Below are 13,255 nucleotides of genomic sequence, written 5' to 3'. Positions count from 1 at the left end.
CGGCGTAGACGGATGATGGTCGCTAACACGCCGAAAGAATGATTCTCCATGATGACGGACACGATCCGGGCGCACCCGGATGATTCGTTACCGAGGTTACCGTCCGCTGCGCGTCAGGGCGAGAGTGTCTCCCGCGCCCAGGACCGGGCCCGCGAGCGGGGCCCCCATCCAGGACAGGGCGAGGTCGAGCTCGGCGGCGTCCGGAACGAGCGCGGCGAGGCCGGTGCCCCCGGAGCCGTCGGCCGGCTTCAGGCTGACGGCGACCACCAGCTCGACGTCGTCGTGATCGGGGCGCGGAGGAACGGTGAGGACGATGGCGTCGTCGGCCTCCTGCAGTCGGGGCCACCGGGCGCGTTCGGCCAGGCGGAGCCTGCGCCGCAGGGCGATGAGGTCGCGGTACCAGGCGAGCATGCGGGCGTGGGCCGGGCTGCTCAGTGCGGCCCAGTCGAGCACCGAGGCCTCCACGGTGGAGCGGTCCTGGGGGTCGGGCACCTCGTCCGCTCCCCAGCCGAAGGAGGCGAACTCGTCGCGGCGCCCCTGCGTGACCGCCTGCGCCAGCTCGGACTCCGTGTGGTCGGTGAAGAACTGGAAGGGGCGGCGGGTGCCCCACTCCTCGCCCATGAACAGCATGGGCGTGAACGGCGACAGGATGATGAGGGCGGCCTCCGCCGCCAGCAGGTCGTCGCTCAGCGAGGCGGCCGGACGGTCCCCTGTGGCGCGGTTGCCGACCTGGTCGTGGTCGGAGTCGAAGACGACGAAGCGCCGCGGGTCCGTTCCGGCCGGCACGGGCGCGCCCCAGCTGCGGCCGCGGAAGGAGGACCAGCCCCCGTCGTGGAGGAAGGCGTGCTCGTAGACGTGGCTGAGGGCGTGCGGCGCGGCGAAGTCCGCGTAGTATCCCTGGGACTCCCCGGTGATTCGCGCGTGCAGCGCGTGGTGGACGTCGTCGGTCCACTGGGCGGTCATGCCGAGGGAGGGCATGCGGAACGGGGGGTCGTCGTGCGTGGGCGTGATCACGCCGGCGTCGTTGAGGTCCGACTCGGCCACGAGCGACAGGGGGCGACCCAGCCGCTCGGACAGGGAGGCGACGGCGTCGGACATCTCGGCCAGCAGGTGCGGGTGGGGCTCGACGGCGCTGGAGCGCTCGGCGTCGTCGCGGATCTCGTGGATGGCGTCCAGCCGCAGCGCATCGACGTGGAAGTCCGTCAGCCAGCGCAGGGCCGAGTCGATGACGAAGGCGCGCACCTGCTCGCAGCCGGGCTGGTCGTAGTTGACAGCCGAGCCCCACGGCGTCTCGTGCACCGCGGTGAAGTACGGGCCGAAGCGCCCCAGGTAGTTGCCGGAGGGGCCCAGGTGGTTGTAGACGACATCGAGGCACACGCCGATGCCGGCGGCGTGCGCGGCGTCGACGAAGCGGGCCAGGGCCGCGGGCCCGCCGTAGGCCTCGTGGACGGCCCACAGGTCGACGCCGTCGTAGCCCCAGCCCGCCCGGCCCGGGAAGCCCGCCACCGGCATGAGCTCGACCATGTCCACCCCGAGGCCGGTCAGGTGGTCGAGTCGCCGCGCGGCGGCGTCCAGGGTGCCCTCGGGGGTGAAGGTGCCCACGTGGAGCTCGTAGATGACGGCGCCGAGCAGATCCCGCCCCCGCCAGCCGTCGTCGGTCCACGTCAGGTGCGAGGCGTCGAAGACGCGGGAGGGGCCGTGGACGCCGTCGGGCTGCCAGGCGCTGCGCGGGTCGGGCAGGTCCTCGCCGTCGTCCAGCCGGTAGGCGTAGTCGGTGCCGGCGGGCAGGGGGCGGGGACTCACCCACCAGCCGCCCTCGCGCGGCTCCATGGCCGTCACCTCGCCCGTGGCGGGCAGGTGGAGGCCGACGCGGCCGGCCTGCGGGGCCCACACCGGTACGCGCGGGCCCGCCGGCAGGGCGGGGGAGTGCCAGGAAGATGTGCTCATGCGTCGTCTCCGTCGTCTCTGCTGTCTTCGTTGTCCTCTCGGTCGTCCTTCCGGTCCAGGGCCAGCACGACGACGGGAAGGTCCCCGACCACGTCCGCCAGGCGCTGGGCCCCGCCGTCGACGGGGCGGTCCGTCAGGACCTCGGTCCAGGGGCCGTCGGGAAGGACGACGCTCTCCTCGCGCCAGCCCCCCAGCCGCCGCAGCCGGCGGCCCAGGCGGCGCACGATGACCACGACGTCGGGCTCCTCGTCGAGCAGACGGGCGTAGGCGAAGGCGTGGGAGGTCGTCACCGGCACCGCGCGGTAGCCCGAGCGCGGCCCGACGAAGGTGTCCCGCCGCTCGGCGCGCAACCGGGCCAGACGCTGGGTCAGCCGCAGCTTGTCCTGGTCGAGCGTGTGCGGCGAGCCGGCGGAGACCTGGGCCAGCAGCTCGCGCAGGCCCCCCTGGCCGTCGTAGTCCACCGGCCTGCGGTTGTCGGGGTCGACCAGGCTCGTGCGCGTCAGCTCGCTGCCCTGGTAGACATCCGCCACGCCCAGCCAGGTCAGCGTCATGGCCTTGTTCGCCAGGATGATCGCGGACACGTCCCGGGCGGTCAGCGCGGCGAAGGCGTTGAGCTCCTCGGCCGTGCCCGGGTCGGCGAGCAGGTAGGAGGCGTAGTCGGTCAGGCCCTGCTCGCGGTCGGCGTCGGGGGCGGACCAGGTGGTCCAGCTCTTCTGCTCGCGCGAGGCCTTGATGAGGTAGGCGGCGAGACGCTCGGCGGTCATGGGATCGCCGGAGTCCGGCGCCCACGTGCCCCACAGGGTCTGCCACAGGAGGTTCTCGGTGCGCCCGTCCAGGTCGGTGGGGCGCACGTCCTCGGTGGCGGCCCGCAGCCGGTGGACCAGGTCCGTCCACTCCTCGGCGTAGGAGGCCAGCACGTCGAGACGCGCGCGCACGTCCTCCCCGCGCTTGGTGTCGTGAGTGGTGGTGGTCACCATGGTGCACGGCCACACGTCCTGGACCCGGTCCGCCCAGGCGTGCGCCTCATCCGCTCCCAGGGCGAAGCCGCTCGGGTTGCCGCCCACCTCGGTCAGGCTGGTCAGGTGGGTCCACCGGTAGAAGGCCGTGTCCTCCACCCCCTTGGCGGTCACCGCCCCGCAGACCTGCTGGAAGCGGATCACGGCCTCGGCGCGCAGCGGAGAGGCCGCCAGGCCCTCCGAGCCGACCGGCTCGCCGAGCAGGAGCGCGACCACCATGTCGAGGGTCTCGCCCTGGTCGGCCTCCAGGCGGGAGCGGGCGCGCTCGGCGTCGGCGTGCAGCACCGCCTCCTGGTCGGGGTCGGCGGCCTGCCCAGGCCGGACGTAGGCGCGGTAGCGCCGCGCGGCGACGAGCAGCTCGACGACGCAGGCGCGCAGGTCGTGCAGCGTGTGGTCGCGCAGGCGCACGTCCTGGACGGTCAGCTTGTCCAGCAGCCGCGCCAGGCGATTGACCTCCGCGGCCAGCGAGCCGTTGATGACCTCCCGCTTGGCCTGCTCGACGACCTGCTCGTACTCGATGGGCCCCCGCCCGGTCATCTCGTGCATGAGGGCGCCCAGCCGCGCCGCCCCGCCGGGGTCGACCTGCAGCTGGTCGATGCGCCAGGAGGCGTCGTACCCCGTCGTGCCGGCCACGTGCCAGCCCACCGGCAGGGGCTCGTCGGGGGCGAGGATCTTCTCGGCGGCGATCCAGGCCCCGCCGGTGGCCTCCCACAGGTGGTTGAGGTAGCCGGTGGGGTCCGCCAGGCCGTCGGGGTGGTCGACCCGCAGGGCGTCCACCGTCCCCCGGCGCAGCAGGTCGAGGACGAGCTCGTGGGAGCCGGCGAAGACCTCCGGGTCCTCCACCCGGATCGCGGCGAGGGTGCCGACATCGAAGAAGCGCCGGTAGTTCGTCTCCGCGTCGCCGACCTTCCAGTAGGCCAGCCGGTAGTGCTGGCGCCCGACCAGCACGTGCATGGGCAGGGACTGGGTGCCCTCGGCGACGGGGAAGACGTGGTCGAAGTAGCGCAGCACCCACTGCTCGCCGCGCTCGGGCTCGGTGGGCACGACCATGCGCTCCAGCACGAGCTGCTCGTCGGCGAGCACCTTGCCGATGCGCGCGCCGAGCACCGGCATGAGGATGGGCGCATCGACGGGCACGTCGAACCACGAGGCGAAGGGGGAGCCCGGACCGTCGCGCAGCACGGACCACAAGGGCAGGTTGTGCCACGCGGGGGTGGGCACGGCCATGTGGTTGGGCACGATGTCCAGGACCAGGCCCATCCCCGCCGCGTGGACGTCGTCGGCCAGGCGCTCCAGCCCGGCGCGCCCGCCCATGACCTCGCTGATGCGGGTGTGGTCGACGACGTCGTAGCCGTGCGTCGATCCCGGAGCCGCGGCGAGCACGGGGGAGAGGTAGACGTCGGTGACGCCCAGGTCGCGCAGGTAGGGCACCAGGCGGCGGGCGTCGTCGAAAGTGAGTGCGCTGCCCATCTGGAGCCGGTAGGTCGTCACCGGGGTGCGGCGCCCGTCGGCGGGCACGTGCCCCGACCAGGGCGCGTACCCCTCGGGGACGCCCGCCGCCTCGGTTGCTGTCGTGGTCTCCTGCTGAGCCGGTTCGTGGGCCGCCTCCTGAGCTGGCTCGGTCATCGTGTCCTTCCCCCTCGCGGGTGTCGGTCAGGTCGTCTCCGGGGCCGATGTCAGGAACAGCATAGAACGGGCCTCGACGACGACCTGCTCGCCGGCGTCGAGCGAATCGTGGGGCTCGCTGTCCACGGCCGGGGCGGTGTCGAGGGCCACGACCCAGCCCTCGGAGTGACCCAGGCCCGGCAGGGTGAAGGTGATGTCCTTCTCGCTGGCGTTGATCAGCACGAGGAAGGAGTCGTCGGCAACGCGGCGTCCCTGCTCGTCGGGCTCGGCGATGGCGTCGCCATTGAGGAAGACCATCATGGCGCGGGCGTACCAGGCGCCCCAGTCCTGATCGGTCATGCGCTCGCCGGAGGGCCGCAGCCACTCGATCTCGCCCAGGTCGGACTCGCCGCCGTGGGAGGCGGCGCCGGAGAAGAAGCGGCGTCGGCGCAGCACGGGGTGGTTGCGGCGCAGCCACACCATGGTCCGCGTGAAGCTCAGCAGGTCGCGGTCCTTCTCGTCCAGGTCCCAGTCGATCCAGGAGATTTCGTTGTCCTGGCAGTAGGCGTTGTTGTTGCCGTCCTGGGTGCGCCCCATCTCGTCTCCGTGGCAGATCATGGGAACGCCCTGGCTGAACAGGATGGTGGCCAGGAAGTTGCGCGTCTGGCGCTTGCGCAGGGAGATCACCGCGGGATCGTCGGTGGGGCCCTCGACCCCGCAGTTCCACGAGCGGTTGTCGTTGGCGCCGTCCCGGTTGTCCTCCAGGTTGGCCTCATTGTGCTTCTCGTTGTAGGACACCAGGTCGGCCATGGTGAACCCGTCGTGGGCGGTGACGAAGTTGATGCTGGCCACGGGCGTGCGCCCGGAGTGCTGGTACAGGTCGGAGGACCCGGTGATGCGGGAGGCGAACTCGCCCAGGGTGGAGGGCTCCCCGCGCCAGAAGTCGCGCACCGTGTCGCGGTAGGTGCCGTTCCACTCGCTCCACAGGGGAGGGAAGCCGCCGACGTTGTAGCCGCCCTCGCCCACGTCCCAGGGCTCGGCGATGAGCTTGGTCTGCGACAGGATCGGGTCCTGGTGGATGATGTCGAAGAAGGCGCTGAGCTTGTCGACCTCGTGGAACTGGCGCGCCAGGGTCGAGGCCAGGTCGAAGCGGAAGCCGTCCACGTGCATCTCGGTGACCCAGTAGCGCAGGGAGTCCATAATGAGCTGGAGGACCGCGGGGGAGCGCATGAGCAGGGAGTTGCCTGTGCCCGTGGTGTCGAAGTAGTGGGCCTGGTCGCCGTCCACGAGCCGGTAGTAGGCGACATTGTCCAGACCGCGGAAGGACAGGGTGGGGCCCATGTGGTTGCCCTCGGCGGTGTGGTTGTAGACGACGTCGAGGATGACCTCGATGTCGGCCTCGTGGAAGGCCTTGACCATCGACTTGAACTCCTGGACCTGCTGGCCGCCGGCGCTGTAGGCGGCGTAGCCGTTGTGCGGGGCGAAGAAGCCGATCGTGTTGTACCCCCAGTAGTTCGACAGGCCCTTGTCCTGCAGGTAGGTGTCGTTGACGTACTGGTGGACCGGCATGAGCTCGATGGCGGTGATGCCGAGCTTCTTGAGATGGTCGATGACGGCCGGCTGGGCCAGGCCCGCATAGGTGCCGCGCAGCTCCTCGGGCACGAGCGGGTTGAGCTTGGTCATGCCCTTGACATGGGCCTCGTAGATGATCGTGTTGTGGTACTCGTGCGCCGGCGGGCGGTCGTGGCCCCAGTCGAAGTACGGGGAGATGACGACCGACCGCATGGTGGCGCCGGCGGAGTCCTCCTCGTTGCGCACCGAGGCGTCGTTGAAGTCGTAGGAGTACAGGGACTGCGAGGCCCTGACGTGCCCGGAGATCGCCTTGGCGTACGGGTCCAGCAGCAGCTTGGAGGCGTCGCAGCGCAGGCCGCGGGCGGGGTCGTAGGGCCCGTGCACGCGGTAGCCGTAGTACTGGCCGGGGCGGACCGTGGGCAGGTAGGCGTGCCACACGTCCGCATCCACCTCCGTCAGGTCGACCCGGGTCTCGGCGCCGGACTCGTCGAACAGGCACAGCTCGACCCGCTCGGCCACGGATGAGAAGACCGCGAAGTTGGTGCCCGAGCCGTTATAGGTCGCGCCCAGCGGGTAGGGCTGCCCCGGCCAGGTCGTGAGAGTCGGGACGGGCGCTGCGGTCGGAGTGCTGACGGGGGCCGCCGTCTGCGGCCGATCGGGCGTGGGGGCGGTTATCGGCGCGAGGGCGCCGACGCCGGTCGCCGAGGCCGGGGCGATGACGGGCGCATTATCGGCGGCGCTGGCGGCGCTGGCAGTGACGACGGCGGGCTCGGGGGCGGTGTCAGCGGGCGTGGTGGCGGCCTGGTCGGGTGTCGGGGCGGCGGCGGTGTCGGTGGCTACGGGCCCTGGGCGGTCGGGCGTGGTGGGCATGTCAGACGGCATAGGGACACTTTGCCACGTGCGCGGCTCCGACGCCGCAGCATCACGGATCGAGGTCGCGCACCGGGGCCGATTTGGTCTGGCGCCCGTGCTCTGCTACTTTTCCTCCCGCACCGGTTACCGGCTCCTCGCCGGCGGCGCGCGGATGTGGCTCAGTTGGTAGAGCATCACCTTGCCAAGGTGAGGGTCGCGGGTTCGAGTCCCGTCATCCGCTCGGGCGATTGGCGCAGCGGTAGCGCGCTTCCCTGACACGGAAGAGGTCACTGGTTCGATCCCAGTATCGCCCACTCAGCCACCCGGCCCGGAACATCGTGTTCCGGGCCTTCATCGCGGCCGCCCCTCCCGCGGCCGCTCCGTCCGTCGGCCCTTCCCAGCACCCGTTCACCACCGATCATCTCGACCATGCTGCCGGGGCCCGCACGCGGGCTCGGCCGGACCTAGGAGAACATGTGGCCCTCTCAGCGCGCAGGCCCTCGCGCCCAGACCTGCTTCCCGTGGTGATCGGCGGTGACATCGGGGGCTACGCGCTGGCCCGCCAGCTCCACGACGCCACCGGGCAGCGGGTGACCCTGCTGTCGCCCAGCCCCATCGAGGCGATCGCCCTGTCGAGCTATATCGACGTCGTCCACCAGGACTCGCGCGACGAGACAGCCATGGTCGCCCGCCTGCGCGAGCTCGTCGAGGGCCGGGCGCCGCGCAGCGCCGTGGTCATCGCCAACCGCGACGCGACCGCCCAGCTCCTCATCGCCCACCGCGCAGAGCTGGAGCCGGAGTACGTCGTGCCCTTCCCGAGCGCCGAGGCGATGAGCGCCCTGAGCGACAAGGTCGCCTTCGCCGCGGCCTGCGCCGAGCAGGGGCTGCGCACCCCGCGGCAGGTCGTCGTGGACTGCTCCGCGCTCGCGGACGCCGACCCCGAGATCGATATCCCCTTCCCCCTGGTCGGCAAGGCCGCCGTCGGCGCGGACTGGGACGCCGTCGAGTTCCCCGGCCAGCGCAAGATCTACTTCCTCGACACCCCCGCGGACCTCGCCTCGCTGTGGTCCGACCTGCGGGGCGCCGGCTACCGGTCCACCTTCCTCATCCAGGAGCGGATCCCGGGCGGGGACGACGCCATGCGCTCGGTGACCGCGTACATGGCCTCCGACGGACGGATGACCATGATCGGCTCGGCGCACGTGCTTCTGGAGGACCACACGCCCACCCTCATCGGCAACCCCGTCGCCATGATCACCGAGCCCTTCCCCGACCTGTGGGAGGGCGTCGAGAAGCTGCTGACGTCCGCCGGGTACCGGGGATTCGCGAACTTCGACGTCAAGATCGACCCGCGGGGCGGAGCCCCGGTCTACTTCGAGCTCAACCCCCGCATTGGGCGGAACTCCTTCTACATGAGCGCCGCGGGCGTCAACCCCATGGTCGTCATGATCCGCGACCTGGTCGACGGCAGCCCGGGGCCGCGCCGGGAGGCCGCCGACGAGGTGCTCTACAGCCTCCTGCCGCGCCACCTCGTGCTCCACCAGGTCGACGACCCCCTTCTGCGGCGGCGCGTCCTGCGGCTCGCGGCGCGCGCGGTCGACCCGCTGCTCGACCCCGCGGAGCGCTCCGTGCGCCGTCGTCTGCTCATCACCGCCCAGAAGCTCAACCACGACCGCAAGTTCCACCGCTACCACCCGCGGCCCCTGCGCCTGCGGCTGCGCCGAGCGGACCCGCCCACCGATCTGGAGATCCCATGACTCACGCCCCCCGCACCACCCGGCGCCCCGAGACCCTCCGCCCCATCTCCCCCAAGGACATGCGCGTGGCCATCGGCTGCACCCCGGCGCCCATCGAGCAGCTCGAGCCCTGGGAGGACTACGAGGCCAGCCAGGGGCACCCCCTGTTCGGGCGCTACGTCTACGAGGACGACGGCAGGCCCGTCGCCGTCCTCGCCCTGTACCGCTACGAGATCGGAGGGCAGCGCTTCCTGTGGGCCAAGCACGGGCCCATCTGGCTCAAGGAGCAGAGCCCCGAGCGCGAAGCGCACCTGCGCGAGCTGCTCGTGCGGGAGGTCAGGCTGAAGGACTCCCGCGTGGTGTTCGTGCGCATGCACGCTCGCTACCGGGCGGCGGACACCCGCGAGCTGCTCTCGACCATCACCTACGACCGGACCTTCGTCATCGACCTGCGGCCGCGCACCCCCGATGCCATCGCGGCCGCCATGCCCAAGGACGGCCGCCGCGGCGTCAGGCGGGCCGACCGGGTCGCGACCGAGGCGGGCTGCGTCATGGCCGAGGAGACCGGGCTCGACCGCCGGGCCTTCGACGAGGTCTACCAGGTGATGGTCACCACGGCCGAGCGCGACGGCTTCCGCCCCCACCCCGCCGAGGTCTACTGGGACATGCTGCGCACCCTGGGCCCGGAGCACGCCAGGCTCTTCGTCCTGCGCCGCGACGGCGCGCCCCACTGCTGGGACCTCGTCACCGTCTCCGGCAAGGCTGCCGTCGCCTACTACGGGGCCTCCTCGGACGAGTCGCGGGGGTTCCGCGGCGCCGAGGCCCTCGACTGGTTCGTGGCCCGCACCCTGGCCGCTGAGGGCAAGGACTCCTTCGACCTCATGGGGGCCGACTCCGCCCGTGTGCCCGAGCTCTACGGGGTGGGCCGTTACAAGAAGCGCTTCGCCCACCACGCCACCGAGGTCGACGGCGCCTGGGACATCCCGATTCACAGGGCCGTCTACGCCGCCCTGGTCCGCGCCCGCCGCGTGCGCCACCTGGTGCGCGACCGCCTGGGCGTCTGAGCAGGCGCTGGCCGACGAGTAGACTCCCGGCCGTCAGCGGGTGCACCAGTGCAGCGCCCGGTCCACAACTCACCAGGAGCAGACTCGTGCCAGCCCAGCCCACCATCGACATCACCCTCGACGGCGCCGTGCGCAGCGTCGAGGCGGGCACCACCGGGACCGCGCTCTTCGGACAGGATCGCGCGGTCGTCGCCATGCGGGTCGATGGCGAGCCGTGGGACCTGGACAGGACCGTTCCCGCGGGCGCGAGCGTGGAGCCCATCACCCTCGGCTCCGAGGACGGCCTGAACATCCTGCGCCACTCCGTCACCCACGTCATGGCCCAGGCCGTCCAGGAGATCTTCCCCGACGTCGACCTCGGCATCGGCCCCTTCATCACCGACGGCTTCTACTACGACTTCGGTGGCATCGACGCCGTCACCCCCGAGCTCCTGCGCGACATCGAGAAGCGCATGAAGCGCATCGTCAAGGAGGGCCAGACCTTCCGACGCCGGGACATTACCGAGGCCGAGGGGCGCGCCGAGCTCGCCGACCAGCCCTACAAGCTCGAGCTCATCACCACCAAGGGCGCCGGCGCCGAAGGCGCCTCGGTGGAGGTGGGCAGGGGCGGCCTCACCGTGTACGACAACGTGCGCCGCGACGGGACCGTGGCCTGGAAGGACCTGTGCCGCGGCCCCCACCTGCCCTCCACCCGGCTCATCGGCCAGGGCTTCGCCCTGACCAAGTCATCCTCCGCCTACTGGAGGGGCGACCAGCACGGGGACTCCCTCCAGCGCATCTACGGCACCGCCTGGGCCTCCAAGGAGGACCTGCGGGCCTACCAGGAGCGCCTCAGGGAGGCCGAGCGCCGCGACCACCGCAGGCTGGGGGCCGAGCTCGACCTCTTCTCCTTCCCCGAGGAGATCGGCCCCGGCCTGGTGGTCTTCCACCCCAGGGGCGGCATGCTCCGTCACCAGATCGAGAGCCATGTGATCCGACGGCACGAGGAGGCCGGCTTCGACTTCGTCCACACCCCCGAGATCTCCAAGGGCGGCCTCTTCCACACCTCGGGCCACCTGCCCTACTACGCCGACACCATGTTCCCGCCCATGCTCGCCGACGAGGAGCGCGACGCGGCGGGCGCCATCACCAGGGCCGGGCAGGAGTACTACCTCAAGGCCATGAACTGCCCCATGCACAACCTCATCTTCCGCTCCCGGGGCCGCTCCTACCGCGAGCTGCCGCTGCGCTTCTTCGAGATGGGCCGCGACTACCGGTACGAGAAGTCTGGCGTCGTCCACGGGCTGACCCGCATGCGCGGCTTCACCCAGGACGACTCCCACACCTACTGCACCCCCGAGCAGGCCGGTGAGGAGATCCGCGCCCAGATCGACTTCTTCCTGTCCATCCTGTCCGACTTCGGGCTGACCGACTTCTACCTGGAGCTGTCCACCCGCGACGACGGCGCCAGGAAGGACAAGTTCATCGGCTCCGAGGCGGACTGGGCCGCCGCCACCGCCGCCCTCCGGGAGGCCTGCGACGCCTCCGGCCTGGAGGTCGTCCCCGACCCCGGCGGCGCCGCCTTCTACGGCCCCAAGGTCTCCGTCCAGGTCAAGGACGCCATCGGCCGCACCTGGCAGATGTCCACCATCCAGTACGACTTCAACCAGCCCGAGCGCTTCGACCTGGAGTACACGGCGGCCGACGGGACCCACCGGCGCCCCGTCATGATCCACTCCGCCAAGCTGGGCAGCGTCGAGCGGTTCATCGGCGTGCTCACCGAGCACTACGCCGGGGCCTTCCCCGCCTGGCTGGCACCCGTCCAGGCGCGGCTCGTGCCCGTGGCCGAGGTCTTCGACGACTACGTCAAGGGCATCGCCGCACGCCTGCGCGCCGCGGGCGTGCGGGCGGAGACCGACCTGTCGGACGATCGCTTCAGCAAGAAGATCCGCAACGCCGCCAAGGAGAAGGTGCCCTTCATCCTCATCGCCGGGGGCGACGACGTGGAGGCCGGCGCCGTCTCCTTCCGCTTCCGCGACGGCGAGCAGTGCAACGGGGTGCCGGTCGACCAGGCCGTGGCGCACATCGCCGGCGTCATCGGGGCCCGCGTCAACGACCCGGCGGGGGAGAGGCTCACCCGTGGCTGAGCACCCCGAGACCGAGGCCGACGCCCTGGCGGGCCTGGAGGGCGCCGTCGTGGACGGCGTGCGCATCGAGACGCCCTTCCAGCACGCCGACGCCCCCGACCCCTTCGGGCGGCTGTGGACGCCCCACCGCATGGTCTACATCGGCGGGCAGGACAGGCCCGAGGACTCCTCGCCCGGCCAGTGCCCCTTCTGCGCGGCGCCCGGGCGGGAGGACCGGCAGGCGCTGATCGTCCACCGGGGCGAGAGCGCCTACGTGCTGATGAACCTCTACCCGTACAACACCGGCCACCTCCTGGTGTGCCCCTACCGGCACATCTCGGACTGGACCGAGGCATCGGAGGACGAGCGCATCGAGATCGGTAGGCTGACCGCCCGCGCCATGGAGGTCGTCCGCTCCGTGTCCCACCCCCACGGCTTCAACCTGGGCATGAACCAGGGCGAGGTCGCCGGGGCCGGTATCGCCGCCCACCTCCACCAGCACATCGTTCCGCGCTGGACCGGCGACGCCAACTTCATGCCCATCATCGGCAAGACGAAGCCCGTCCCCCAGCTCCTGGGCGTCCAGCGCGACCAGCTCGCCGCCGCCTGGGACGGCGCTCCTGCCCACCTAGCCGGCCCCGACGACTCCGTACAACCCCGATGACCCAGTCGACCCCGTAAGGACTCCATGCTCGGACAGCACGGCCGAGGCCTGACCAAGGCACTGCTCACCCGTCCCGCGCTCGCCATGGCCCGGGCGGGGATCACTCCTGACATGCTCACCGTGGCCGGCACGGTCCTGACGGTGGGCGTGGCCGTGGCGACCCTTCCGCAGGGCCGCTTCCTCGCCGGCCCGCCCCTGCTGGGACTCGCCCTGGCGGGGGACTCCCTCGACGGCATCCTCGCCCGGGCCACAGGGCGCAGCTCGGTCTTCGGTGCCTTCCTCGACTCCACGCTCGACCGGCTCGCCGACGGTGCCGTCTTCGCCTCCCTGGCCGCCTGGGCGGCCCTGACCATGAGGACCGACAGCGTCGCGCTGCGCACGGTCACGGTCGGTCTCGCCCTGGCCTGCATCGTGCTGGCCGCGGCCGTGCCCTACGCCCGGGCCCGCGCCGAGTCCATCGGAGCCGCCGCCTCGGTGGGGATCGCCGAGCGCACCGACCGCCTGGTGGTGGCCCTCGTGGCGGCCTTCGCGGTCGGTCTCGGGGCGCCCCAGTGGGTGCTGTCCGCGGCGCTCGGCTACGTGGCGCTGGCCTCCTTCATCACCGTCATCCAGCGCATTGTCGCGGTCCGCCGTCAGGCGGTGGGCCGAGCGGCTCCCGCGGCCGGTGGCGGAGGACCGGAGGAGGGCGCGTGAG

Annotated in this window: 8 protein-coding genes and 2 tRNA genes; 7 read left to right on the top strand and 3 right to left on the bottom strand. The window is 71.8% G+C overall.

The window, feature by feature from the left end:
- Positions 1 to 96: 96 nt before the first annotated feature.
- Genes treZ through glgX form a run of 3 tightly spaced genes read right to left on the bottom strand, consistent with a single transcriptional unit; the run spans position 97 to position 7,022 of the window.
- Complete coding sequence (treZ, locus tag O145_RS07625) at positions 97 to 1,947, bottom strand: malto-oligosyltrehalose trehalohydrolase (RefSeq protein WP_043561959.1); 1,851 nt, start codon at positions 1,945 to 1,947, stop codon at positions 97 to 99.
- Positions 1,944 to 4,589, bottom strand: coding sequence for a malto-oligosyltrehalose synthase (treY, locus tag O145_RS07620; RefSeq protein ID WP_043561957.1), 2,646 nt, complete (start codon positions 4,587 to 4,589; stop codon positions 1,944 to 1,946). The genes treZ and treY overlap by 4 nt, the downstream gene beginning before the upstream one ends.
- Before the next feature lie 27 nt (positions 4,590 to 4,616).
- Positions 4,617 to 7,022 (bottom strand): glycogen debranching protein GlgX, encoded by a 2,406-nt coding sequence (gene glgX / locus O145_RS07615; RefSeq protein ID WP_043561954.1) that lies wholly within the window; start codon positions 7,020 to 7,022, stop codon positions 4,617 to 4,619.
- 138 nt (positions 7,023 to 7,160) lie between these two features.
- Between glgX and O145_RS07610 the strand changes: the two genes are divergently transcribed.
- The 7 genes from O145_RS07610 to pgsA all read left to right on the top strand — a co-directional run bounded on the left by O145_RS07610 (position 7,161) and on the right by pgsA (position 13,254).
- Positions 7,161 to 7,233 (top strand) — tRNA-Gly (locus O145_RS07610).
- A 1-nt stretch (position 7,234) separates the two neighbouring features.
- Positions 7,235 to 7,306: transfer RNA gene (locus O145_RS07605), tRNA-Val, on the top strand.
- Positions 7,307 to 7,468: 162 nt separating this feature from the next.
- Positions 7,469 to 8,749: a carboxylate--amine ligase gene (locus O145_RS07600; RefSeq protein WP_043561952.1), complete on the top strand. Its 1,281-nt coding sequence runs from the start codon at positions 7,469 to 7,471 to the stop codon at positions 8,747 to 8,749.
- The gene (locus O145_RS07595; RefSeq protein ID WP_043561949.1) at positions 8,746 to 9,792 is read left to right on the top strand and encodes a lipid II:glycine glycyltransferase FemX; all 1,047 of its coding nucleotides are present in this window, start codon (positions 8,746 to 8,748) and stop codon (positions 9,790 to 9,792) included. Before O145_RS07600 ends, O145_RS07595 begins: the two co-directional genes overlap by 4 nt.
- Before the next feature lie 86 nt (positions 9,793 to 9,878).
- Positions 9,879 to 11,918: a threonine--tRNA ligase gene (gene thrS / locus O145_RS07590; RefSeq protein WP_043561946.1), complete on the top strand. Its 2,040-nt coding sequence runs from the start codon at positions 9,879 to 9,881 to the stop codon at positions 11,916 to 11,918.
- Complete coding sequence (locus O145_RS07585) at positions 11,911 to 12,561, top strand: HIT family protein (RefSeq protein ID WP_052374820.1); 651 nt, start codon at positions 11,911 to 11,913, stop codon at positions 12,559 to 12,561. Before thrS ends, O145_RS07585 begins: the two co-directional genes overlap by 8 nt.
- Before the next feature lie 24 nt (positions 12,562 to 12,585).
- Positions 12,586 to 13,254 (top strand): phosphatidylinositol phosphate synthase, encoded by a 669-nt coding sequence (pgsA, locus tag O145_RS07580; protein WP_043561943.1) that lies wholly within the window; start codon positions 12,586 to 12,588, stop codon positions 13,252 to 13,254.
- The last annotated feature ends 1 nt before the right edge of the window (position 13,255 follow it).

Origin of the sequence: Actinomyces israelii DSM 43320, assembly GCF_000711965.1 — a bacterium.
GTDB classification, from domain to species: Bacteria; Actinomycetota; Actinomycetes; order Actinomycetales; family Actinomycetaceae; genus Actinomyces; species Actinomyces israelii.
Note: the sequence above shows the minus strand (reverse complement) of the source record. Positions and strands in the feature narration are given on the sequence as shown.